The organism is Pectobacterium cacticida, from assembly GCF_036885195.1.
Classification (GTDB): Bacteria; Pseudomonadota; Gammaproteobacteria; order Enterobacterales; family Enterobacteriaceae; genus Pectobacterium; species Pectobacterium cacticida.
Genome location: NZ_CP133656.1, coordinates 3,133,819 through 3,156,937, shown reverse-complemented (window position 1 = coordinate 3,156,937; position 23,119 = coordinate 3,133,819). Strand labels below are relative to the sequence as shown.

The 23,119-nt window shown below is 50.8% G+C and carries 24 protein-coding genes; 8 read left to right on the top strand and 16 right to left on the bottom strand.

The annotated features are described in order from the left end of the window. Positions 1-18 precede the first annotated feature (18 nt). From csy1 to RFN81_RS14520, 7 genes are all read left to right on the top strand, one after another. On the top strand, positions 19-1,353 hold the full coding sequence (gene csy1 / locus RFN81_RS14550; protein ID WP_264496508.1) for a type I-F CRISPR-associated protein Csy1: 1,335 nt from the start codon (positions 19-21) through the stop codon (positions 1,351-1,353). Next, on the top strand, positions 1,350-2,282 hold the full coding sequence (csy2, locus tag RFN81_RS14545; RefSeq protein WP_264496507.1) for a type I-F CRISPR-associated protein Csy2: 933 nt from the start codon (positions 1,350-1,352) through the stop codon (positions 2,280-2,282). The genes csy1 and csy2 overlap by 4 nt, the downstream gene beginning before the upstream one ends. 13 nt (positions 2,283-2,295) lie before the next feature. Beyond that, complete coding sequence (gene csy3 / locus RFN81_RS14540) at positions 2,296-3,306, top strand: type I-F CRISPR-associated protein Csy3 (RefSeq protein WP_264496506.1); 1,011 nt, start codon at positions 2,296-2,298, stop codon at positions 3,304-3,306. A 9-nt stretch (positions 3,307-3,315) separates the two neighbouring features. Then, complete coding sequence (gene cas6f / locus RFN81_RS14535) at positions 3,316-3,870, top strand: type I-F CRISPR-associated endoribonuclease Cas6/Csy4 (protein ID WP_264496505.1); 555 nt, start codon at positions 3,316-3,318, stop codon at positions 3,868-3,870. Positions 3,871-4,274: 404 nt separating this feature from the next. Beyond that, positions 4,275-5,132: a hypothetical protein gene (locus tag RFN81_RS14530; RefSeq protein WP_264496504.1), complete on the top strand. Its 858-nt coding sequence runs from the start codon at positions 4,275-4,277 to the stop codon at positions 5,130-5,132. Further along, entirely contained in the window at positions 5,125-5,532 is a 408-nt protein-coding gene (locus RFN81_RS14525) for a DUF1240 domain-containing protein (RefSeq protein ID WP_264496503.1), read from the top strand. The genes RFN81_RS14530 and RFN81_RS14525 overlap by 8 nt, the downstream gene beginning before the upstream one ends. A gap of 44 nt (positions 5,533-5,576) precedes the next feature. After that, a complete protein-coding gene (locus RFN81_RS14520) occupies positions 5,577-5,984 on the top strand; it encodes a DUF1240 domain-containing protein (protein ID WP_264496502.1) in 408 nt (135 codons plus the stop codon). A 48-nt stretch (positions 5,985-6,032) separates the two neighbouring features. Here the strand turns inward: RFN81_RS14520 and RFN81_RS14515 are convergent, their stop codons facing one another. The 8 genes from RFN81_RS14515 to RFN81_RS14480 all read right to left on the bottom strand — a co-directional run bounded on the left by RFN81_RS14515 (position 6,033) and on the right by RFN81_RS14480 (position 12,573). Then, a complete protein-coding gene (locus tag RFN81_RS14515) occupies positions 6,033-6,512 on the bottom strand; it encodes an Hcp family type VI secretion system effector (RefSeq protein WP_264496501.1) in 480 nt (159 codons plus the stop codon). 124 nt (positions 6,513-6,636) lie between these two features. Beyond that, a complete protein-coding gene (locus RFN81_RS14510; RefSeq protein WP_264496500.1) occupies positions 6,637-7,134 on the bottom strand; it encodes a M48 family metallopeptidase in 498 nt (165 codons plus the stop codon). A gap of 162 nt (positions 7,135-7,296) precedes the next feature. Beyond that, a complete protein-coding gene (locus RFN81_RS14505) occupies positions 7,297-8,490 on the bottom strand; it encodes an aromatic amino acid transaminase (RefSeq protein WP_264496499.1) in 1,194 nt (397 codons plus the stop codon). Positions 8,491-8,552: 62 nt separating this feature from the next. After that, entirely contained in the window at positions 8,553-9,167 is a 615-nt protein-coding gene (locus RFN81_RS14500) for a YitT family protein (protein ID WP_264496498.1), read from the bottom strand. Between the two features lie 249 nt (positions 9,168-9,416). After that, positions 9,417-9,896, bottom strand: a complete 480-nt coding sequence (locus RFN81_RS14495) for an Lrp/AsnC family transcriptional regulator (protein WP_264496497.1) — start codon at positions 9,894-9,896, stop codon at positions 9,417-9,419. A 74-nt stretch (positions 9,897-9,970) separates the two neighbouring features. Next, positions 9,971-11,089 (bottom strand): ABC1 kinase family protein, encoded by a 1,119-nt coding sequence (locus tag RFN81_RS14490; RefSeq protein ID WP_264496496.1) that lies wholly within the window; start codon positions 11,087-11,089, stop codon positions 9,971-9,973. A 112-nt stretch (positions 11,090-11,201) separates the two neighbouring features. Continuing rightward, a complete protein-coding gene (locus RFN81_RS14485) occupies positions 11,202-11,903 on the bottom strand; it encodes a protein mom (RefSeq protein WP_264496495.1) in 702 nt (233 codons plus the stop codon). Positions 11,904-12,018: 115 nt separating this feature from the next. Then, positions 12,019-12,573: a recombinase family protein gene (locus tag RFN81_RS14480; protein ID WP_264496494.1), complete on the bottom strand. Its 555-nt coding sequence runs from the start codon at positions 12,571-12,573 to the stop codon at positions 12,019-12,021. Between the two features lie 36 nt (positions 12,574-12,609). Here RFN81_RS14480 and RFN81_RS18780 point away from each other — a divergent pair, with 36 nt between their 5' ends. Beyond that, the gene (locus RFN81_RS18780; protein WP_406626417.1) at positions 12,610-12,945 is read left to right on the top strand and encodes a gp53-like domain-containing protein; all 336 of its coding nucleotides are present in this window, start codon (positions 12,610-12,612) and stop codon (positions 12,943-12,945) included. Between the two features lie 937 nt (positions 12,946-13,882). Here the strand turns inward: RFN81_RS18780 and RFN81_RS14475 are convergent. From RFN81_RS14475 to RFN81_RS14440, 8 genes are read right to left on the bottom strand one after another with little or no spacing between them, the layout of a single operon-like run. Beyond that, positions 13,883-15,385: a gp53-like domain-containing protein gene (locus RFN81_RS14475; protein WP_264496493.1), complete on the bottom strand. Its 1,503-nt coding sequence runs from the start codon at positions 15,383-15,385 to the stop codon at positions 13,883-13,885. Positions 15,386-15,387: 2 nt separating this feature from the next. After that, a complete protein-coding gene (locus RFN81_RS14470; protein WP_264496492.1) occupies positions 15,388-15,957 on the bottom strand; it encodes a YmfQ family protein in 570 nt (189 codons plus the stop codon). After that, positions 15,954-17,015: a baseplate J/gp47 family protein gene (locus RFN81_RS14465; RefSeq protein ID WP_264496491.1), complete on the bottom strand. Its 1,062-nt coding sequence runs from the start codon at positions 17,013-17,015 to the stop codon at positions 15,954-15,956. Before RFN81_RS14465 ends, RFN81_RS14470 begins: the two co-directional genes overlap by 4 nt. Continuing rightward, entirely contained in the window at positions 17,015-17,365 is a 351-nt protein-coding gene (locus RFN81_RS14460; RefSeq protein ID WP_264496490.1) for a phage GP46 family protein, read from the bottom strand. Before RFN81_RS14460 ends, RFN81_RS14465 begins: the two co-directional genes overlap by 1 nt. 56 nt (positions 17,366-17,421) lie before the next feature. Further along, positions 17,422-18,072 (bottom strand): phage baseplate assembly protein V, encoded by a 651-nt coding sequence (locus RFN81_RS14455; protein ID WP_264498989.1) that lies wholly within the window; start codon positions 18,070-18,072, stop codon positions 17,422-17,424. Then, the gene (locus tag RFN81_RS14450; protein ID WP_264496489.1) at positions 18,062-19,246 is read right to left on the bottom strand and encodes a phage baseplate assembly protein; all 1,185 of its coding nucleotides are present in this window, start codon (positions 19,244-19,246) and stop codon (positions 18,062-18,064) included. The genes RFN81_RS14455 and RFN81_RS14450 overlap by 11 nt, the downstream gene beginning before the upstream one ends. Beyond that, on the bottom strand, positions 19,230-20,699 hold the full coding sequence (locus RFN81_RS14445; protein WP_264496488.1) for a DNA circularization protein: 1,470 nt from the start codon (positions 20,697-20,699) through the stop codon (positions 19,230-19,232). Before RFN81_RS14445 ends, RFN81_RS14450 begins: the two co-directional genes overlap by 17 nt. After that, positions 20,699-23,116, bottom strand: a complete 2,418-nt coding sequence (locus RFN81_RS14440; protein ID WP_264496487.1) for a phage tail tape measure protein — start codon at positions 23,114-23,116, stop codon at positions 20,699-20,701. The genes RFN81_RS14445 and RFN81_RS14440 overlap by 1 nt, the downstream gene beginning before the upstream one ends. Positions 23,117-23,119 lie beyond the last annotated feature (3 nt).

The following is a 23,119-nucleotide window of genomic DNA, read 5'->3' as shown; positions in this document are numbered from 1 at the left end:
TAACAACAGGAGGGGGGTATGGAAGAAAATGAGCTGACACCGTTCATCGTGTCCTACATCAATACGCGAAAGCAGGCCAAGCTGGAGGCGTTCGATAAAGAGGCGGAGAAGCAGCGGTCGGCGCTCAGCGGCGAAGCGTTGGCGGCGGTGGAGTTGGAACTGGCCGAGAAACGGCGGGAGATCGAGCAGAAGCATGAGGTTCGCGCGTGGCTAACCGATGCCGCCAGCCGCGCTGGACAAATCAGCCTGGTCACTCACGCGCTGAAATTTACTCATAGCGATGCCAAAGGCACCAGCGTCTTTAGCACCGGAACGGTAACGGAGGCTAAAACGCTTTCGACCGCAACACTGGCACAACCCGCTATCGATGCCGTGGGAAACGCCGCCGCCCTCGATGTCGCCAAACTGCTCCAGACCGAGCACGACGGGGATTCGCTGGTGGCTGCCTTACAGCGCGGCGACCACAGCGCATTAGAGGCACTGGCAGAAAATTCGGAACAATTGGCACACTGGCTGGCGGGGTTTAAGCAAGTCTTCACCGATCGCCAGCCGAGTTCGCATAAACTGGCCAAGCAGATCTATTTTCCCCTGGCAAACGGTGAGTACCATCTGCTCAGCCCGCTTTATGCTTCTTCGCTGGCGCAGGCGCTCTATCAGCGGATTAATGCCGTGCGCTTTGGCGAAGAGGCCAAAGCGATTCGTCAGGCGCAAAAAGATAAACAATGGCATGATCGGCCGTTGATCAGCTATCCCAACTTGGCAGTGCAGAAGATGGGCGGCACTAAGCCGCAAAATATTTCCTCACTCAATAGCAGTAGAAGTGGCCGTTCCTATCTGCTCAGTTGCGCCCCGCCACAGTGGAATAGCGTGGAAAAACCGCCGCAGCAGCATGAGTCCATTTTCCGACCGCGCGGCGAGGTGGACTACCATACTCGCGCCACGTTAGCCCAGATGCAGGGCTTTCTGCTTAACGTCAAGGGCGTAGAAAACAATCGCGATATTCGCCAGCAGCGCCTGCGTTATCTCGATCAATTGATCGACCAGCTCTTCTTCTATGTTGCGAGTGTGCAAAATCTCCCTGCGGGCTGGAGCGCCGCATCTGAACTGAAGCGCACCCAGCAGCTGTGGCTCGATCCTTATCGTGCAGAAACGGATACGGTTTTCCGCCGCGAGCGTGAAGCGGGGGACTGGCAGCAGGCCATCGCCTATGATTTTGGTCGCTGGCTGAATCGGCGGCTCAAGCATGAGACCCTGATTTTCGGTGAAGTTGAACGTCGCGAATGGTCTACCTCGGCGCTGTTCAAGCGGCGGATGCGAGACATGGAAAGCGCACTGAAGGAGGATCTGGCATGAGCACGTTAATTATTCTGCGTCGTATCCAGGTCGAAAATGCCAACGCCATCGCCGGGCTGACCTATGGCTTCCCTGCAATTACGCACTTTCTTGGTTTTACCCATGCGCTGTCCCGCAAGCTACAAATTAGCTACGGACTAACGTTGGATGGCTGTGGCGTGGTGAGCCATCAACATCAGCTACACGCCTACGGTTCTCGCTGGGAACGGAGTTTCGCGCTGACTCGTAATCCGCTGACGAAAGAGGCGAAAACGGCGGCTTTCAACGAGGAAGGTCGCATGCATATGACCGTCTCGTTGTTAATTCGCTGCAATGGGCCAATCCCGGCGGATACGGCCGCGTTGTGCGACTATTTGCGACAGCAGGCGCAGTGCCAGCGGCTGGCGGGCGGCACGGTTATGGATATCGAGCGAGTTAGCATCCAGCCTTTACCGGTAGACGAAGCAAAAACGCGTGTCGTGATGCGCCGCTTGTTACCCGGCTTTGTGTTACGCGATCGCACTTCGCTATTGCAACGTCATTTCCAGACATTGCAGCAGGTTAATCCACAGGCGGGAATGATGGATGCCTGGCTGGATTTCGCCGCACTGAAAATGCAGGCGGAGCGCAACCCCAGCGATAACACCGTACAGTGGAAAGCCTTGCCCAAGCCCGGCGATGGCGGTTTTCTCACGCCGTTAATGATTGGCTATCAGGCTATTTCGCCACTTTATGCGCCCGGCGACGTCGATAAAACCCGCGATACCCACACGCCGTTCTGCTTTGCCGAAGCCGCCTACGGTATCGGCGAATGGCAAGGGGCGCACCGTATCCGCGACATACGCGATATTCTCTGGCAATACCAGCAGCAGGGTGGGGATTATCACTGTCGCCAAGTCGCGGACAACGATGCAGCAGCAGAAGATACGTCTTACGAATTCGATGACTAAAAAGGATTGGATCATGGCAAAAGCAGCAACACAGTTAAAGACGGCCTCAGTACTGGCTTTTGAACGTAAATTAGCGAACTCGGATGCATTGATGTATGCCGGTAACTGGGGGCAGACGGATCATTGGGCGCCCATCGCCATTCAGGAGAAATCGGTACGTGGAACCATCTCCAACCGCCTGAAAAACGCCCTCGCCAGCGATCCGTCCAAGCTGGATGCGGAGATTCAGAAAGCCAACCTGCAAAAAGTTGACGTCGCAGCCCTCCCGTTCGGTGCCGATACGTTAAAAGTTGTGTTTACCCTGCGGGTACTGGGCAATCTGGCGCAGCCCTCCGTCTGTAACGACCAGGATTATCAAACCGCGTTGGGTAACATCATCACGGGATACGCGCGAGAACACGGTTTTGGCACATTAGCGGCACGCTATGCGGAAAACATCGCCAACGGCCGTTTTTTGTGGCGCAACCGTGTAGGGGCAGAAGCCATTCGCGTCGTCGTTACCACCGGTGAGCAGCGCTGGGAATTTAACGGCGAGGACTATTCGCTGCGTGCGTTTAGCCAACCCGCGGGTGACCTTGCCGCCCTGACGCAAGCCATTGAGCAGGGGCTTGCGGGCGACGCATCTGTGCTTTTTAGCGTGGAAGCCTACGTGCAGTTAGGCAATGGGCAGGAAGTTTTCCCTTCTCAGGAACTGGTGCTTGACGACAAAGCACGCAACGGCAAGAGCAAGATCCTCTATCAGGTCAATGAGGTTGCCGCGATTCACTCGCAAAAAATCGGTAACGCGCTACGCACAATTGATGACTGGTATCCGGCCGCGGATGAAGCGGGCCCGATTGCCGTTGAACCCTATGGTTCCGTTACTAGCCGCGGTAAGGCTTATCGTCAGCCCAAAGAGAAAATGGATTTTTACACGCTATTGGATAATTGGGTGATTAAAGGCGATGTTCCTTCGATTGAGCAGCAGCATTATGTGATGGCTACGCTGATTCGCGGCGGCGTGTTTGGTGAAAAAAGCGAATAAGGTGGCGGTATGGATCACTATATTGATATTCGCGTCCTGCCCGATCCCGAGTTTACCGCGCCGCAACTCATGAATGCGCTGTTTGCCAAGCTGCATCGGGCGCTCGGGCAACGGGCGGAGGGCGACATTGGCATCAGCTTTCCAGACGTCGGTAAAACGCTGGGAGCATGCCTGCGGCTACATGGCACGGCGGCGGCGCTCTCTGCCCTGGAGCAAACGGCGTGGTTGAAAGGGCTGCGTGATTATACGCAGGTATCGGCGTGTCATCCCGTACCCGATGGCGTGAAGTTTCGCACCGTGCGCCGGGTTCAGGTCAAGAGTAGCGCCGAGCGATTACGACGGCGCTCGGTAAAGAAAGGGTGGCTGACGGAGGCGGAAGCGGCGGCTCGCATCCCCGATGCGGTGGAAAAACGCAGCGCCTTGCCGTTTGTGCAAATCAAAAGCCTGTCTAATGGGCAGATGTTTTTGGTGTTGATAGAACATGGCCCGTTACAGGAAACGCCCGTAGCGGGGCGTTTCTCTTCCTACGGTTTAAGCGCCCAGGCTACTATTCCGTGGTTCTAACCTTTTGCGGCCCACGCAATGTCTTAGCGCCTATCCCATTAGGGCTATTTTACTTGCCATTTTGGCCCTGGGCAGTGCTCGAAATCCTCACGTACTCCGTGTACGCTCCGGTTTCTGCGCGCTGTCCGTGACCAAACTGACGGCGACAATGACGCCTACTGGGATAGACTCTTAATTTTTTATTGCCGTGGGCTGTAGCGCGATATTATAACAGCCTAATCGACACCATTACTCTGTGCTATCCGCGCTAATGTTTGTAACGGCCTCAACTAACGTGTTTATTCACAGGATAAAAATAACGGCTGAAGCGTTATTCATATTTAAAAAACGCTCTCGTTACGCTAAAGTGCCCTTATAAGGATGTTCTATGTTGGCTTAAGTCAAATTCAAGGGAGTGAGTGACGATGAAATACGATCCGATATTGAAAACCTGGGTTGATGATAACTACCGCTTAGAAGATCATCTTGATTTTAAACAGCAGCATGCCGATATTAACGCACAGAAATTACATGCTCAACTCAATGAAATCCATAACGAAAATATTCATGCCTTGTTGACCGTGCAGGAAGCGACGTATTTTTTACAGACGTTGTGCACACCTAACCCCAATCAATCATGGAAAACGGCAATCTTTGGCTGTACCGACCCGGTGTCATCGTTTGCCGGGAACATTGCAGAAGCGGTGTCTGTAAGCCGAATTGTCATGGAGATTAAAGGATTCGGCGTCACGGCAACGGAATATCGCGGGAAAAATGGCAGTAAATATATAAAATTGTCTGGTTACCCCGGCGTAAGAAAATATTTAAATGCCACCCGATATGTCGTTAATAACCCGAAAATCGTGGATATCGGCATCGGCACCAAGGGTATTGAGAGCGGGATTGCGACAGGGGCAAGGTTCTGTATTGTGTTTTCAGGCGCTTATCGCGCCATTGAGTTGATAGTGAAAGATGAATACGCGCTCACCGATTTCTTTGTGAATTTAACGATGGATGCGGCAAAACTGGCAATATCGGTTGGGTTTGCCTGGGGAGCGAAAATAGCTGCGACGGGGTTTATGGTTACTGGAGCCAGTATTATTGTTATTTCAGGGGGGATATTTATTGTGGGTTTTATTGTTAGTTTTACATTATTTTGGTTAGATAATAAATATAAAATTAGTGAAACAATAATAAAGCACTTAAAAACGCATAGAAAACACGATACCCCCTATCATCCCGACCAATTCTTTCATGCTTGGGGGAGAATCAGTCATGGTTAAAATAAACAGAGCATTACTTGGTGCATTTGCCATTTTACTTTTTTTTCTCTCATGTTTCGTTAGTTGGGTTTCTTTGAGTGCATATTTGTCATTTTTTGAACTAAATGAGGTGATTGTTTTTTCATGGAGGATTGGGTTCGCTATTTTTGGTATACCATTGTCATTCTATTTTTCGTATTTTTGTTTTTTGTCTGCAATAAGAAATGAATACGTAAAAATAAACAATAGATTAGGCGAGTGGTTGGTCAAGGCTCTTTTTTTTGGTGCTGTGCTTGCCCTTTTATTATCAATATATATATCACATGATCTTAGAAAACAGAGGTATATAACCTGCCCTAAGCACACCTGGGTGGATCCCAATAAGTATGTAAAAGATATTGCACTTTGTGATGAAGGGTAAAGAATCAATTCCAGGTTGTTGTTTTTATCTGTAGAGGACGATTCGTGGTTAAAATAAATAGGCCATTTTATTTCATATATTCAATACTTGTTTTCTTTATAACATGTTTTGTTAGTTGGCTTTCTTTGAGAGGATATGTGGCTTTCTTTCAATTAAGCGATGTCGTGTTTTTTTCATGGAAGTTGGGTCTGGTTGTGTTCGGTGCTCCTTTAGTCTTTCAGATTTCTTACTTTTGCTTTTTCTCTGCGATAAAAAACCAACCTATAAAAATGAATAATAAGGTTTCAAATATATTGGTGTTATTGGCTCTATCGGGAGTAGTGATAAGTTTTTTTTCATCTCTCTATATATCGCATAGTTTAAATGAACAAGGCTATACCACTTGTCCTAAGCACTCCTGGATGGATCCCAATAAGTATGTAAAAGATATTGCACTTTGTAATGAATGGTGAATAACGAGCACATCAAATAAAGTGTGCTCATTATTAAAAATATTAATCTTACAGGCTCATTTCCTCCCAGATACTGTAACCTGAAGTGCCTGCTAATTTGTGGCTCCATGCGATGGTTTTGTATTTTAGCTGGACTTTTTCATACGGCATGATGTCGTTATTATCGATGACGTGTGGGTAGACACAGGTGACATCTACGATGCTGGCATCGGTTAAGGCCACTTCATAATAAAGCGCGAGTTGCCCGGCGGAATTGACGCGATAAAAATAAAAGGTGACATCGACTTTTTCATTATATGAAATTGCCATTCCTAATAACGGAGATGACTTATCGATTGGCTTGGTGAAATGAATAGGATGGTGCGCGACATGTTGATCGCGACTGATGCTATGGTTTAAGCTTAAGATCTGTATTTGGTCTTCATGACCGGCTTGATAACGATTGCCAATGGAATCCAGCGTGGAGCAACCGGATGATATCAACCCCTGTTTTTGACCGTTAATGCTGGCATAAATCAAATTAGCCATATCAAATCCTTATGAAATAAGAGACAAACGAACGTAGAATCCGTATTTCGCTTTTCAGCATGGAAAGAATACGATGAAGATATTTTCAGCGCAAAAAAGACTTCTCAAAAAATCGCGTTTAGGCTCACGCGGGGTTTATTTCTCGCCAGTTTAGCCAGAGGCGCATAGCAAATTCCAACTGGTGATAATCAGGCTCCATATGGCAGCAGAGCTGGTAGAAGGCTTTATTATGATCCCGCTCTTTGAGGTGTGCGAGTTCGTGGACTACTATCATGCGCAGAAAGGCTTCCGGCCCGTGGCGAAACAGCGTCGCAATTCTGATTTCATTGTTGGACTTTACTTTTCCACCTTGAACACGGGCGATCAGGGTATTGGTGCCTAGCGTCCCTTTTATCGGATTCTGTTTATTGTCGTACAGCACTTTGGAAAGCGTAGGCGCATTTTTCAGATAGCGTTGCTTGAACTCGGCGACGTAATGATAAAGTGATTTATCACTTTGGATCTGATGCTGGCCTGGATAGTTTTTTTCCAGCCATAGGCCGAGTTTGCCTTGATCAAGCAGCGTTTGGGCCTGTGCAATCATCGTTGGCGGGTAGCCATTCAGGTAGCGTAGTTGGGTCATCGGTTTATGGGATCATTCTGGTAAGCGCCTGGCGACGGTGTTGGCTTACCGTCGCTGTGCAAAACTACAGGCGAAGCGCCTGGTTGAGAGACATCGTTGGCGATGTCAGCCGCTGAATTAACGCTATATATAGTGATAACACAGCGGCCTGGCGTTGTCTGTTTACTGAACCGCCGCGAAGGCGGCCGCAACGCGCTGAACGTTGTCAGAATTCAGCCCTGCGACACACATACGGCCGCTGGCAATCAGGTAAACGCCAAATTCTTCACGTAGGCGATCCACCTGCTCCGGGCTGAAACCGGTATAGCTGAACATACCGCGTTGGGTGAGCAAATAGTCGAAGTTACGCTGTGGCAGGGCGTTTTTCAATGCTGATACCAGCGCCTGGCGCATACTCAGAATACGGGTGCGCATCTCTTCGACTTCCGCTTTCCACTCGGCGTTTAACGACGCATCGTTCAATACGTGAGAAACCACCTGAGCGCCGAAATTCGGTGGGGAAGAATAGTTGCGACGGACGGTCGCTTTTAACTGGCCCAGCACGCGCTGCGCGCTGTCGGCGTCGTCACACACCACGGAAAGACCGCCGACACGTTCGCAGTATAGTGAAAAAATCTTGGAGAACGAGTTGGCGATCAACGCCGGAATACCCGCGCGCGCAACGGCGCGAATCGCATAGGCATCCTGCTCGATGCCGAGACCAAAGCCCTGATAGGCGATATCCATAAACGGGATCAGTTCGCGCTGGATGAGAACCTCGATGACGCGATCCCACTGTTCTGTGGTGAGGTCGGAACCCGTTGGGTTGTGACAACAAGGATGCAGCAGCACAATGCTGCGTGCTGGCAGCGTTTGCAGCGTGGCCAGCATGGCGTCAAATTTCACGCCCAGGCTTTCGCTATCGAAATAGGGATAGGTGTGAACGTTGAAACCGGCGCCCTCAAAGATCGCAATATGATTTTCCCAAGTGGGATCGCTAACCCATACCTCTGAATGCGGAAAGTAGCGTTTCAGAAAATCCGCCCCAACTTTCAACGCGCCGGAACCGCCCAGCGTCTGAATAGTGGCGATGCGGCCTGCTTCCAACGCCGGGTGGTTTGCGCCAAACAGCAGTTGTTGGATCGCGGTGCGGTAAGGCTGTAACCCCTCCATCGGCAGATAAGAGCTGGCGCTCTGAGTCGGCTGACGCAGGTGGCTTTCCGCGGCGCTAACGGATCGCAATTGCGGAACAATCGCCTGCTCATTGTAGTAGAGTCCAATACTCAGATTGATCTTGCCCGCTCTGGGATCCTGTTTGAATGTCTCCATCAGAGACAGGATAGGATCTCCGGCGTAGGTATCAACGTTTTGAAACACGGTGTAGCTCTCCTGAATGTGTTTTTTAGGGGGTATCACAATCCTGACGATGGTGAGGGCAATCAGGCCGTATAACGGCCGGGACGATGGTTCATCGCGATAATCAGGTTCAGAATGGTAGCTCCCAGTATCGAAGCCACCAACATGGGTATGCTTACCACGAACAGGGAAGTCAGCACAATCACTACGTCGACGCCCATCTGGAGTTTTCCTGCCCGCAGGCCATAGTGGTCCTGAAGATACAGCGCCAGAATATTCACGCCGCCGAGGCTGGCCTTATGGCGGAACAGTACAACGAACCCTATGCCGATGATGATATTGCCAAACAGCGTGGCGTAGAACGGGTTCAGTTGGTCGAAGTGCACGAATAGCGGGTGCAGGTCAGAAAATAACGAAACCAGCCCGACGGCGCAGAACGTTTTCAGCGTAAATTCCCATCCCATGCGGCGCACGGCCAGATAATAGAAAGGGAGATTCAGCAGGAAAAATGCGACGCCGAAGGAGACATCGGTCAAATAGTGGATAAGGAAAGCCATACCGGCGGTGCCACCGGTGAGCGCGCCAGCCTGACGCAGCAGAATGACGCCAAACGACACCATTAGCGTGCCGATCACGATGGCCAGAATATCTTCCAACCGCGTGTGTGATATTTTTTGTGTGGGGATAACGTTGTCCATGTTAAACGCTCATCATGAGTCATAAAAACGTCTGCGAACCGAAGCAAAGATCACGCCAGAATAGGGCTTTAGCAGCCGATCTGTGCGCCGATTCGCCTGTGATAGATGCAACGTATTGAATTTTATATTTCAATGAATGCAAGATCCACGCAATTTATCCTGCCAATGTGATTGTTTTGTGCGTAATTTCGATTTTTATGCCTATTTCGTTCCTTTTTTTGCCCTAAAAAAGGGCATGCGCTTTCCATATTAAGGCAGTACAGGGAGTTCGGACATCATCAAACCGTTTTCTTTGAGTCGGTTCAGTACCACGGAGGTTTTCAGGTGAGCGACGCTCTTGTTTTGCGCCAGGATATGACTAATTAATGTACTAAGCCCTGCTAGATCCGCTACCGCGACTTTTAGCAGGTAATCGGCATCGCCCGTGGTCTTATAGGCGTCGATAATGGCATCGACTTCTCCCAACATTTGGTGAAAGCGCTCTACGTATTCACTGGTGTGATTAATCAACCGTACTTCAATGAGCCCCAGACATTCCAAACCAACCGCATTCGGCGCGAGGCGCGCATGATAACCGAGGATCCATTGTGCCTGCTCCAGCGCGATACGACGGCGAGAGCATTGTGAAGCGGAAAGCCCGACCAGTTCGCTGAGTTCCTGATTGGTTAAACGGCCGTTAGTCTGGAGTAGCTTCAGGATTTTCAGATCGAAATCATCAATGGTGTACATCGCGTTCCTAAACCGTATCAGTGAGTGGGTTCAACAGACTACCAGTTTTTGGGGGCGTGTTGCCTATGCGTTTTTTATCGCTGGCGTTGATGCTGCCAAATCAGCCAGCCGATACCGACCGTTAACCCAAGCCCGCTAAGGATAGGCAGGACGGGGATATCGGCAAGACGAATGTCTTGCTGGATGAACCATTCGCCAAGAATCAGTGCGAAGATCGCGGTCAGCAACGCGACGGCCAGCGTCATTGCCGATCGTTCCAGCGCGTTCCCCAGTTTTTCCAGGTTAGTCAATGCAATGTCCGCCTGGAATCGACCATGTTGTATACGCCGCAGGACCAGACGTAGCGTCTGTGGCAGTGATGAACCTGCATGTAGCAGTTGTTGCCCTAGCCGAATCAGGCTGCGTTGATTGAGTGGGCTTGTCGCGTTGTGGCTTAATTGCTCATGAATAACAGGACGTAATGTCTCGATGATGTCTATATTCGGGTCAAGCCGATGCAAAACCCCGTCTGCTGTAATTAACGCTTTGAATAATAGAATCAAGTCAGGCGGCAGCGTGAGTTTAAATTCACGCGCGGTAGTGAAAATGTCAGTTAAGGCTTTATGGAGTTGCAACGGCATATTGCCTTGTCGATCGAGAAAAAAAGAGGCTGCTAACTCTAACTCCGCGATGTTCAGCGTTTCAGGGGAACACCAGCCAATCAATACATCGACCATGCCGAGACTATCGCGCTCGCTAATGGCGTAGACGAGGGATAACAATTCATTACGCCGGGATTCACTGAGCCTTCCCACCATGCCAAAGTCGATAAAGGCCACCTTATTTCCCGGCAACGCCATGACGTTCCCCGGATGGGGATCGGCATGGTAAAAACGGTGCTCAAACACCATCTTAATAAATGCGTCAGCCCCGATCTGGGCGAGGCGAGGGCCATCATAACCGTGCTGGGACAGCGAGTCCGGCTTTAGCGGAGAATGACCGGGCAAATAATCCTGTATTAGGAGTGTAGACGTGCTCCATTCCCCATAGACTCTGGGAATAATCACCTGTGGATTATCGCTAAAATTGCGCCTGGCCTGCTCACCGTTGGCGGCTTCATAACAGAAATCCAGTTCCTGGAGCAGTACCGTTTCCAGAAAGAGGATGAGTTGTACCGGACGAAAGCGTGCGATGTGATGGTTTTGTTGTTCCATCGTTTCCGCGAGTGTAGCGCGGCGAATTTTTCTGCATAGAATAACGAATCATTTTGCACGCCAATAAACGCTATTAAATCGGGATTTAGCATTGTGCAAAATGATTCGCTGATTACTGCTGAGGCTTCGGATATGGCTGGACTTTGAATAATTTGGAGTTAAGCCGCTTTTTTGCGTTTTTGTGCAGGAATCTTATGTATCTGAATTGTTTAAAACGATGTGTTGAGGCCCTTGCTCGATGTTCACGCAAGTAACGCCCGCGTTCTCCTCCTCGTGCTATCGCGTTCATTGCGATAGAGTGATACCACTCTCCATCCAACTCATAGAATGTCGATTCGTGAAATCCCACATAGTCAAAATTACTTGCTTGATAAACTACGCCTAACTTGCCACAACGTTCATCTGCGAATGATTGCACCCACTGTACATCTGGGAATAACTGTTTAATCGTCTTTAACGCATAGCTAATCGCTCGTGATTCAGAATTTCTCGGCATATCATCATGCAACCATAGCCTGTTCAACTCCATGTATTGCCTGTTTGTGGTGCCAGTGACAACACGAGAACCGGAGCTTGGATTTAGTGCATACCCCCACTGCATCACACCCACCAATTCCCGTTCAGAGAACACACCAAGATGGAGATATGAATTGTTAACAAATCGCCCGCTATAGTGTTTGCTTGAGACGATAACCCTTGCCAGCCAACAAGGTATTGTCTCAACCCTTAACTCATGTGAGCCGTAGCCAACTGTCACCCCCTTATATTTGATTACTTCTGGTTTTGTCAGTATCCGCGATGTGTTTTTATGCATTCTTGAGGTGCCTGTAGTTATGTTTATGATCGATACAACAGATCAATTCTTATGAATTGATTAGTTATGCCGATCATTTTTGCGCCTAAATTTATGCAAAAATAGAAGAAGATATTCAGTTGGTTGCGGGAAAGTGCTTATAGATAGTAGAGACACCGACATCATAAATAATTGCTAATTGAACTCGGTTATAACCGTTATCCAACAACTGCTTAATCACATCCCTGTCTTCCTGTGTGAATGCTTGCGGTCTTCCACCTACTCGCCCCTTAGCTCTAGCTGCAGCCAACCCAGCTCTTGTGCGTTCAACTATCAATTCACGCTCCATTTCAGCTAATGCACTCATGACATGAAAAAAGAAGCGCCCCATTGCCGTTCCGGTATCAATGCTGTCAGTTAATGATTGGAACTGAATCCCCCGATCATGTAGCTCAGATATCAATGTGACTAGATTTTTTACACTGCGCCCCAACCGATCTAGTTTCCAAACGACCAATGTGTCACCAGCATCCAATCGCCTTAACGCACGTTTTAGTCCTGGCCGATTTGCTACTCTTCCGCTCATTTTATCATCAAAAAGTTGCTCACATCCTGCACTAACCAATGCATTACGCTGCAAATCACTGTTTTGGTCATTTGTTGACACTCTCATATAGCCAATTTTTGCCATTTTTAGCGAATTCCTATTCATTACAAAAATGGGATTGTGGCAAAACAGAGATGCTCTATCACTACAGTAAACGTCGGTTTTGGAAAAGTGCGTCTTCAAGAGAATGGTTATCAGAAACTGCCGAGCGGGTTGGTTATTCAGTGGGGGATTGTGGAGAACGTGTCATTTTCTAATCGACAGCAGAACATCACATTCCCAATATCGTTTCCAACTGCGGTTGTTTTTGTTCGTCCTACAATTTTGGGAAATATAGATTTAGTCGATGACACCGCATCAATTGAGTGTTACTCAATGACAACAAGCGGTTTTGTGGCATACAACATTGGGGACAGAAACCCCGCTAGTTATATGTGGATGGCAATGGGATATTGATGTGTAATATGATAAAAGCGGCCCATATGGGCCGTAAGTTATGCAGATTTGGCAACCAAATGGTAGCAAAGCAATTTTGTGTTCCCGATGCCATTTTCGTTAAATCTGTCCCAAGATACAGAAAAGCCAATGTTTGTAACATTAGAAACCCGAACGGTGTACGCGTTTGGGCCTGAGTATCCCCCAATGTCATTAGCCACAATAAAAATCACACCATTCGTTTTCACAGGAAAAAGAACGTCTTTCCCCACACCTATTACTACATCCACATTAGCAAAAATCTCAATCAACCCGTCTGCATATTTTCGCCAGTAATACCCCTCGCCAGACCTTGTCTCAACGATTTCCTTAAAACCGACATTAGTTAGAGTCCGCCAAACACACAGAAATCGATTATATTCGAGTCGGCATATGTATCAGAATTGTTATCAAGAATCCGAATATCAAATCCGGTAGTTGTACCAATACGAGTACCAAAAACACGAGCCAGTGCGGAACCGTCGGATTGATCGTTAAATGCTGTACCAATCACAATATATTTATTGCTACTCATTGCGTTAGTAAATATCACACTATATCGACCGGCGGCGGTTTTGCTTATGCTGGCAATGTTATACGACGATATTATGGTAGGTGATGATGTGGCACCATTAAACCGAGCCCACGCAGTTGCTACACGTTCTCCAAAACCGAGGTTATTCAATCCGCTGAAATAGCGTAATACGCCGAGAACCTGACTCAGCGCTTGGCAGTCGCCCCAAGCAACGCCACACGCCGGACAGCACACTAGATGATGAAATGGTAATACCCGCAGCGTTACTTGGCGTCAGATGCCCCCCATCTACTGATACACCAAATTCAATTATCCCAGCAGATACATTGCAATGCGCAAACGTTAGCGAACCGATTTCTCCTGCCTCTGCAAAACCGACGTTATTTAACAACCTATTGCGATCCAAAATGCGTCAGTGTTCGTCCACAATGTGGCCCCCGTTCTTGATGCTGTATGTATTTTTATTGCATATTGGAAGTCCTTTCCCGATGCTTCTGATATGTACGTTCCAGACATATTCAAACACACGCGCAAGAATTGAATCGGAAATACAATTTCATGTTCCCCGCCACCAATCACTTTCCCCCACTGAATAACCATCCCGCCCGGCAGTTTCTGATAACCATTCTCAGAAAAACTGGCATCCATAAAACCGAGGTTTTCTGGAGTAAGGGTGATATCTTTTGTCCCATCGAATAGGACACCATTGATTTTGCGTGCTGTCGCTAGTTTTCCCGCTGCTGCTGACGTCCCTGCCGCTATCGCGGCTTTAACATGCGCCGTCGTCGCAATCTGCGTGTTGTTCGTGCCAGCGGCAGCTGTCGGTGCTGTTGGTGTCCCTGTGAACTGTGGTGATACCAGACCAGCTTTACCCGCAATCAGGTTTGTCACAGTGACAGAAAAATTAGGATCGTCGCCAATCGCAGCAGCAAGCTCATTTAACGTATCTAGCGCCCCAGGAGCTGAATCCACAAGTGATGCGATAGCGGCTTTAACAAATGCAGTAGTGGCAATTTGTGTGTTACTGGTTGCTGTAGCTGCCGTCGGCGCTGTGGGTGTTCCAGTGAATGCCGGTGATGCTAAATTAGCTTTTAACGCAACCAGAGCGGTGACGAACGCTGTTGTCGCAATCTGCGTCGTGTTCGTGCCAGCGGCAGCGGTCGGTGCGGTTGGCGTTCCTGTGAACCGCGGTGATGCCAGTGAGGCTTTTAATGCCGTAACGGCATTAACAAAGGCTGTCGTCGCAATTTGCGTCGTATTCGTACCAGCGGTAGCGGTCGGGGCGGTCGGCGTTCCTGTCAGTGCCGGGGACGCTAACGGCGCTTTAGCAGCTAGCGCCGCATTCATCGTCGCCGCGAAATTCGGATCGTCGCCGAGCGCGGCGGCCAGCTCGTTTAACGTGTCCAGAGCGCCGGGAGACGAATCAACGAGTGCAGCAACGACAGCTTTAACAAACGCTGTTGTCGCAATTTGTGTGTTGTTTGTACCCACGGCCGCCGTCGGTGCTGTTGGCGTTCCTGCAAGTGCTGGGGAGGATTTGGGTGCGTAATCAGCAACGACAGATTTAACATGCGCTGTCGTCGCTATTTTCGTGCTGTTATCCGTTTTCGCTTGGGTTGGAGCCGTTGGATTACCCGTTAGTACAGGACTATTGTTCAACGCAAACGTCGTTTTTAACGCAGCCAACAGTTGATCCGATTCACCTGCGTCAGCGGCAATGCCTGCATCGGCGAGCACGGCCAGCATTTCCGCCTGTGCATTTCTAATCGCAGCCTGAACGTTATTCATAAATAACGCCGTGACAATCGTTCCTAATTCGCCAGTCAATGGATTGCCGTCGTGAAACGTATTATCAGGCGATTCAATGGGGGGCATAAGGTTTTGCATGATTAACTGTCCTGATACGAAAAATAACAGAATGTATGAGCAGGTTTTAAATCGTTAAATACCGATTCAATAACGGTGTCGCCAAATGTCATTAAGCGTTCGCCGACAGCCGATAAACCCGCTCTGAAATAATATCTTTTGGCCGATGCGCCAAACACATTCACACGCCACGTCCAGATAGCGTCATGCACCATCAGGCGCTCACCACAGCGGCCAGTGCCGGTTCTGAAGGGATGCAGTTCATCAATTGTGATGGCATACCCCAACCGGGACGCCAGCCGGATAAAATACGGAATACTTAGACCGCCGGTTTCAGCAATTTTTATCAGCACATTTCCCAGGCGCTGCTGATAATTACTGTCTGCTGCGGGTGTGATGTCGAGGACGCGTTCCCAGTCGGTCAGCAGGCTTTGTGCATAAATGGGTGTGATAGCCCCCCAAACACGGTCAGATAACTGCTGTGCCGCATCAAGTACAGCCCCTTCAGCAGCCAGTTCTGCGGCAAGACGAGGCTGTGCTGTGTCGTAGGCAACAGGCGGAAGCAATAATCCCAGCAGTGTTTTGGCACTCATAACGGCACCACCGTGATAGTTCCGGCGCGTATCCACTCAACTTTGTTTTCATTTGTGACCGGATAGACGTTACCTGCCGGGAGTGTGATATTACGGTCAATGACTCCAGCCACTTGAGAAATAATCATTTCTGCCTGGCTACGAATAAACGGATCGCCGGGAGCCAGCGTTTTGATATAGTCATTCAGTGCCGCGATAATGGCGGTGGTGGCATCTGCCAGCGAAACACCATTTAATAAAACACCGACGGTAATATCGATAGTTTTAATCGTGGGGCCGAGTACCATTGTATTTTTTGCCGTCACCGGGCGGACATCATCAATATAGGCTTGCACTGCGCTAATGATGTCAGCAGAGGGCAGGCCATCCGCTGAGGTGATCACCACGTCCACCGTACCCAGCCCGCGACGCAACGGATAGACATAAGCCGAGGTCACGCCGGTGACACTCAGCGCCCAGCGTTTGTAGTCATATTTATTGCCTCCGGCGGGCGGACGCCTGATCAACTCAAGAAGACGAGAAAGCATTTCAGCATCCGTCTCCCTGTCGGTTCCGCCCGCCATCACACTGACCGTGACGGTACTGTCAAAGCCGAACGGCGCACTGGCGAATGTCCCAACCGCTGCGGCCGTCGTGTTGCCTGTTGCGCCACTGGCAGAAGCAATGGCCGGAATAACCACCGTGCCATCCGCGCCGACCGTTCCCGCTGCTGTTGTCGTATAGGACAGACTGCCAACAGTGATAACCAGTCCCGCCGCCGCAGGCGCACCCACATTACCGGTTGCAGTGATGATGCCGGTGGCCGTCGTCGCCGCCTTACGTGAAATATCACGTAACCGGCAATGCATTTCGAGAAATTCGGTGTCGGCGGTATCGGGGAAAATCTGTCTGACAATCCAGCCTTGGTGCTGATAAATGCCAGTGATGACGCTGGCAACCGACGAGGCCCGGACATAGTAATCGCTGTCCTTGTCGATATCGGCAGCGGGTAACATGTTACGGATATCACGTAATATCCGGGTGCGGGTTTCATCAAAGGCGGGGGTGATGTGCGGCATCAGCTCACCCTCACCGGATGTTTAAAGGACTGCTTTTGTCCCGTAGCATCAACAACACTAATCAGCAGAATGGCCCAGCCGGGATTCCCGGCAGAGACAGAGACGGAAACCGACGTGGCGCGGCCAGCATCAATAAGCGGTTGCAATGCCTCTTCGGCGTATTGCCGGGCCAGTTTGTACACGCGGGGAACGTCTTTTTCCCGCGCCAGCAGGTGTAGTCGGGAGCCCAGCAAGGGGTCTGCCCACCATGAGCCTAATGGCGTCGTAAGGCGCAGGTAAACGGCATTGGCTAATGTCGTTGTCGTCGTTCCGGTGTAATCACCGGTTGTCGGGTTCAGTAAATTATCCATGCCGCCAGAATGGCAGCATGGATGCAAGGGAGGCAGTGGAAGAGGTTCAGTGGGTTTTAAGGTTTGGCGGGGCCGGTCTTCCCGCCCGAATCGCCATTATGATGATGGCCTGTCAGGCTAATGTTACCTGCCTTGACGTCTCCATCCGTCGAATAATTACCGCCGTTCTGCGTGACATTACCAGTAAATGCGGCACCGTCGCCACCTTGGATCGCCATGCCGCCGTTGCCGGTGATTTTGTCCTGAGCCGTGACCTGTTCGCTGGCCGTGACCATTGGGGTATTAAAATCGGCTTTTTCTTCGGCGTTGACAACAAATTGTTTGCAGTTAACCCGGAACTCATCGCAGTCCGTCTCTATCAACCGCCCGCGTTTAAGCACAATTCTTGCACCTTCATCGGTATAGAGTGCCACTTCGCCCGACTTGAGCGCCTGCAAACGATAGGCGGCGTGTTCTGTCGCAATCACGATGCTGTGCGACGTTCGCCCGCCCAGCGGCAACACCACAGCCATCGTTCCAGGCAACGGGTTTGAGGTAAAGCCGTAGTGCTGAAACAGTTCACTGTCCTGCAAGGACTCTACGGCCAGCCCCTTAGCCTGGAAGGTCTGCACCGGGCCATCACTGTTTACTCGCGTTAAACGGGTTCGGAACGCCAGGCGAATGCGGTTTAACGCCCCGTTAATACGCCTTTCAATATCAGGCCACATCGACAATTGCGGTTTCTCCTTTGCCTTTGCGCTTGCGCTTTTTCTTCTTCTTTGGATAGGCGTCGGGTATCCAGACACCATCCTCTTTGAGCCTGAGCGTGGTGGTTGTGCCGTTCGGACGCCCACCGTTAAACTCGCGTCCCATCAGAAAATACACGGCATCGATACCGTGATACTCGCTGATAACGTGAATGCGCTGCCCTGGCTCCCATAACACGCCGTCCGAGGTGCGGTGGCCGTGCACAATGGCGGTCAGGCTGTAACCAGACAACCGCGCGTCTGACAGCGCCTTGCGGGCGCGGTAGTTGATTTGTTCCTGGTTATCCGCATCCCCCACGACCATCACCTGGGGTCTGTAGTAATTAACGCTCGGGTCTTTTACTACCGCCTTCATACCGTGCTGGCCGGTCTCGGCAACGCCGGTACTCAGTTCAATGTCGCTGTCTGCATCATCCCCCACATCGACAATCGTGGTTTGCTTCGTGGACGAGTGCGCGTGGCTTTGGGCCAATACCGTCAGCTCTGAAAATGATTTGTCGATTGAGCTGGCATCAGCCAAAGACAGCACGTTATTGCCTTTACCATCCATGCGCATGATGAGTGAGGCTACCGGGGGTTTGGTGTAATCCGGGCCACCGATGACCAGTGTCCCGTCCGGGGCGAACCACGGCCACAAACCACGTGCCGCACAGGCACGCAGCAGCATGTCCCAGGCTCGTTCGCCAGGCTCTGCGCTGATTTTGTCACTGCGGATCGTTCCCTCGGACTCAATGCGGATCTTCGTGATACCCAGCGGGCGCACAATTTGGGCTACCACATCTGCCAATTCCATCTGGCGTGCAGTGAGTATCGGTGCGGCGCAATCGACCAGAACGGCTGCACTGTCACGCCCGGAGAGCGACAAGGTAACACCGCCACGCGCTACAGCACGCTGAACGCTGTCAATGCGCCCGGTCAGCACGGTGTCATTACCCACCTTGACCATGACCGGCACACCGCGCACTACGTCGGACGGAAATTTCCCTTCGGGCAATCCCAGGCTAACGCTCCAGGCATCAGCGGGGGTAAGGAAATCAGAATCAATCTGGTAGCGTGACCAATCCGTATGGGCCTTGCCGTTGATAATAACGGACACCGCCGCGTTATCGGTCGCGGGGTTATTCTGCGTAAGCATTCAGCACGTCCCCCATCCCCAGGTTATTCGGATCACGTAATTGCGGGTTGAGGCGTTGCAGCTCTGCCGCGCGGGAATAGTCGCTGTACCAGCGGTGAGCCATGAGGTGAAGGTTGCCGGGGGCGGTGACGGTTTTTTGCATCAGTTGGGGTTTTTCGTTGATCACTGCTTCGGCCAGCGTCTGCACCGTCAACGCAATAGTGGCTAACTGGTCGATAACCGGCTGGTACAACAAACCTGTTGGCTGTGGGCTGTTGCTGATTTCATTCATCGCTGGTGAGTAGGTTGTCCGGGTGATATCGATGGCGTTCTGTATCATCTGCCGCGTTTCGTTGGCGATCTTCTCGATATCTACCGGCGTTAATACTGCCGTCAACGCGCTATCACTGAGAATGGCGCTCGCTTCATCAACGGCTTCCAGTGCCACGGCCACAGCAACAATCGTTATCAGTTCGACAATATCGCTGGCGACAAGGTTCTGCGGCATATCAACCGGCATATCGATACGCCCGGTCATCAGATTGACCGGCATAGTCTGGACGGTCTGCAACGTTGAATAGGCGCTCGTCCAGTCAGCCATGATGACCGCGGGAGCGGCGGTGTAATTGGCGGTGGCAATCTGCTGCTGAGTGACCGCCGTTGATACGCTGCCCGATGGGGTTGAAGCTGAATTATCGGACGAACTGCCACCCGACGAACCGCCTCCAGAGGTGCTGCCGCTGGACAATGTCGCCCCGGCCAATACAGTACCGCCGCCAGTGTTAACATAGGTTGCGTGCAGCGAACTTTTTGATGCTCCCATTTTTAACGACAACGCGGAGCGCAGGTCGCTGAAAAACGCAGCCGGGAAATTAATAAAATCAGACGTGCTGCTGATAAAACCGCTTATGTCGCTGCGGAAAATGGTGATCATGTTGAGCGCGGCTGTTGCAAGACCTCGCACTTTATTCATCGTCTTTCTGGCCGAGCGCAACGGTTGCGTGATGTTATCCATCATGACATTGGTACTGTCTATCGCTGCCTGTACCTGGTTAAAAATCTCGTCAGCTTTAGATAATGGGGAGTCTTTAACGAAAAAAGGGTTGCCAGTCTTTGACTGCACAAACTGAATATCCAGCGCGCAATAGTCCACATACTCGGCATCATGATTGACCTGAAACACACCGACCAGCATGTTTGGCATTGAACCAAAAATCGGGTGTATCAACTCACCCGATCCGGGCTTTCTTAACGCTTCAAGCAACGATTGAAGACGTGACTCGTAATCATCACCCCAGATGACAGCCTGAATCTGAGAACTGTGTGGCTTTAATCCCAAATCCTGAATGTCTGCGCCATCCAGGTTCGGGTATTCGTGCTGAGCCATATCACGCTGCGCACTGTCGCGAGCGTTGATCACATCAAACTTAACGCCCCGGAAAGAGGCATCTTGTAACGAATCTTCCCAGGCCATTATTGATATACTCCGTTTGACCCGCGCGTGGCCTGCTGACTGTTAATTTCATTGACGGTTTCGGCAAGCACGCGACCATCAACCTCAAGACGAATCGTGGCCTGTATCGGGCGCTCGTGTTGTTTTGGCTGAACCGGTGCAGGTGTAGGGCGCATCCAGTCAGGCAAACCGAGCGCGGCAGGCGGTAAACCACTGCCGATACTGGTTGGCTTGCTCCACCAGGCTGAACTGTCATCTTTTTTATCGGTTGATACTGTAAGCGGGTCGATACGAACAACCGGAACAGGGCGAACGCCCCCGACATTATCCGCTGACACGACAGGAACGGGCGGCGGGCGAATGCCAATGTTCTGGTTAGCAGCTATATCTGTGACATACCCAGGCAGGCCGTAGCTCATCGGTTTTGGCATTTCAATAGAACGGGGTTTATTCCACCATGCCTTGATTTCGTCCCAGGCATCCAGTGCGCCAGGCTGCGCTCGCATTGAATCCTGTAGCCGTTCGGTCTCGTTCGCATACTGATTCGTAGACAAACGCTGGCGAGCCTGGCTATCACCGCGCTCAACCTGCACCAGTGGTGCATCTTGCGTTGCTTGATAGACTGCAAGGGGAGTCAACACTTTCCCAGCCACGCGCCCAACGCGCCCCAGCAGATTAGGCATACGTGTGCCAGGGGGCGTCACTGTCGGCGCGTTAGTGCCTGGCGGAACGGGAGTAACCGACGGCGGATTTATCCCGTTACCTGAGAGTAATTTCCATGCAGCAAGAACGCCTCCGGCGGTTACTGCACCGGCCCCTAGCGCTTTGATACCTATTGTTGCCCCTGCAATAGCTGTTGTCAGTCCAGGGTATTCATTTGCATAACCAGTCAGCAGATCAGACAAGCGCCCGATCACATCAGATAGTGGTTTAATTGAATCTACTTGCCCAAAATCAGCCGTATTCTTCATCTGCTCGGCTTTGAAATCGTTAGTCTCGGCAATAAGCTGATAGTTAATATCGCCAGCAGTCTTTCCAGCCTCTAAATCACGCTGTTCGTTCGCCCCTTTGACAACGTCACGGGCATACTGTCGATTACTGCGATAGCCGATTAATGCCATCAGTGCTTGCCTATCCGCAATCACTTGCCCAACGGCAGAACCTTCAAGGATTTTAGCCTGGGACTGCATAATTTGACGTCGTTCATCCCCCTTAGCTGTAGCCAGCTTCGCATCCAGTTTTTTATATGCCGGATTGGTTGCAACAACCTTGTCTATAATGGCAACAAAAGCATCTAAGGAGTTCATTCCCTTGCCTTGTGCATTGGCTAAACTTCCTGGTAAATCGATGCCTTTGCCGTTTACTTTTATTCTGGATGCCGCATTTGCAGCATCTTGACTGGTAATTTTTCCTAAAAGGTTGACAACATTATTGCCCGCTTCGTCGCTATTGCCTGCTGTTATTGCCGCGCTTTGATTGAGTCCCAACAGTACCGCAAAATCATTTAAGCCTTTCATCCCGTTATTACTGGCTGCGGCAAGTTGTTGTGGCAACCACTTCGCCATATCAGCGAGTTCAAATGAACCAGCTTGCCCCGCAGAAATAGCCATATTGAGTGCCTTACTGACATCTTTATCCTCGATACCAAATGTTTGCTTTAATCGAATGGCTATCTGGGCTAAGTCTGTGGGTGCGGCTCCGGTCGCGGTTGAATAACGCTGTAGTTGCGGCAATAAGGTATCGGCAGATTTCATATCGACAGCGCCGGAAGCCAGCAACGCATCAAGCGTATCCGCTGCGGATTCTTTAGTCCCACCACCTTCTTTGACAGAACGGCGGATCAACGCATCCATACTCGCCATGCCAGCCTTTCTGCCATCAACGCCTTGCTCCGCGTAAGCGGTATTCGCCATTGACGCTAGTCGCCGTTCATAACTCATCTGGTTACGCACAGGCTGCGCGACAACAGCCGTCATGGCCGCCGCGCCACCCGCAATGGCCATCGCTCCAGCGCCACCGGCACGCAGCTTGTCCATGCGGCTCATCGAGTGAGCTGCACCACTTAACTCAGTACGTAACCGGCTGACGCGGTCCGTCATCGCACTGAATGCCCGTGATTGCTCGCTAGCTGACATCACACCCATGCGGGTCAGGCGACTATAAGCGGCGATGGTCTGCTGGATCTCTCGCTGGATCTCGCGCTCGGAACGGATACCGAGCGTTGAGCGGGCGCTGTTGGCACGTTTAAACTCTTCGCTCAATGTGCGGGATGCTCGGATGCCTTGCTGACTGTTCTGCTGCTGGGATTTCGCCAATTCATCACCGGCTTTTTCTGCCGCTTTGGTCTGTGCGACGGCATCCTGCATTGCTTTGCGCAGAACCTTTGAGCCAGTATCTCGGGCCGACAGCGTCAGGGCCAGTTGCAGATTGCGAGCCATTGC

Excerpts from the sequence above, each read along its gene's own strand:
- csy1 (WP_264496508.1), top strand. The coding sequence starts at position 19 with ATGGAAGAAAATGAGCTGACACCGTTCATCGTGTCCTACATCAATACG.
- csy2 (WP_264496507.1), top strand. The coding sequence starts at position 1,350 with ATGAGCACGTTAATTATTCTGCGTCGTATCCAGGTCGAAAATGCCAAC.
- csy3 (WP_264496506.1), top strand. The coding sequence starts at position 2,296 with ATGGCAAAAGCAGCAACACAGTTAAAGACGGCCTCAGTACTGGCTTTT.
- cas6f (WP_264496505.1), top strand. The coding sequence starts at position 3,316 with ATGGATCACTATATTGATATTCGCGTCCTGCCCGATCCCGAGTTTACC.
- RFN81_RS14530 (WP_264496504.1), top strand. The coding sequence starts at position 4,275 with ATGAAATACGATCCGATATTGAAAACCTGGGTTGATGATAACTACCGC.
- RFN81_RS14525 (WP_264496503.1), top strand. The coding sequence starts at position 5,125 with ATGGTTAAAATAAACAGAGCATTACTTGGTGCATTTGCCATTTTACTT.
- RFN81_RS14515 (WP_264496501.1), bottom strand. The coding sequence starts at position 6,512 with ATGGCTAATTTGATTTATGCCAGCATTAACGGTCAAAAACAGGGGTTG.
- RFN81_RS14510 (WP_264496500.1), bottom strand. The coding sequence starts at position 7,134 with ATGACCCAACTACGCTACCTGAATGGCTACCCGCCAACGATGATTGCA.
- RFN81_RS14500 (WP_264496498.1), bottom strand. The coding sequence starts at position 9,167 with ATGGACAACGTTATCCCCACACAAAAAATATCACACACGCGGTTGGAA.
- RFN81_RS14495 (WP_264496497.1), bottom strand. The coding sequence starts at position 9,896 with ATGTACACCATTGATGATTTCGATCTGAAAATCCTGAAGCTACTCCAG.
- RFN81_RS14490 (WP_264496496.1), bottom strand. The coding sequence starts at position 11,089 with ATGGAACAACAAAACCATCACATCGCACGCTTTCGTCCGGTACAACTC.
- RFN81_RS14485 (WP_264496495.1), bottom strand. The coding sequence starts at position 11,903 with ATGCATAAAAACACATCGCGGATACTGACAAAACCAGAAGTAATCAAA.
- RFN81_RS14480 (WP_264496494.1), bottom strand. The coding sequence starts at position 12,573 with ATGGCAAAAATTGGCTATATGAGAGTGTCAACAAATGACCAAAACAGT.
- RFN81_RS14475 (WP_264496493.1), bottom strand. The coding sequence starts at position 15,385 with ATGCAAAACCTTATGCCCCCCATTGAATCGCCTGATAATACGTTTCAC.
- RFN81_RS14470 (WP_264496492.1), bottom strand. The coding sequence starts at position 15,957 with ATGAGTGCCAAAACACTGCTGGGATTATTGCTTCCGCCTGTTGCCTAC.
- RFN81_RS14465 (WP_264496491.1), bottom strand. The coding sequence starts at position 17,015 with ATGCCGCACATCACCCCCGCCTTTGATGAAACCCGCACCCGGATATTA.
- RFN81_RS14460 (WP_264496490.1), bottom strand. The coding sequence starts at position 17,365 with ATGGATAATTTACTGAACCCGACAACCGGTGATTACACCGGAACGACG.
- RFN81_RS14455 (WP_264498989.1), bottom strand. The coding sequence starts at position 18,072 with ATGTGGCCTGATATTGAAAGGCGTATTAACGGGGCGTTAAACCGCATT.
- RFN81_RS14450 (WP_264496489.1), bottom strand. The coding sequence starts at position 19,246 with ATGCTTACGCAGAATAACCCCGCGACCGATAACGCGGCGGTGTCCGTT.
- RFN81_RS14445 (WP_264496488.1), bottom strand. The coding sequence starts at position 20,699 with ATGGCCTGGGAAGATTCGTTACAAGATGCCTCTTTCCGGGGCGTTAAG.
- RFN81_RS14440 (WP_264496487.1), bottom strand. The coding sequence starts at position 23,116 with ATGGCTCGCAATCTGCAACTGGCCCTGACGCTGTCGGCCCGAGATACT.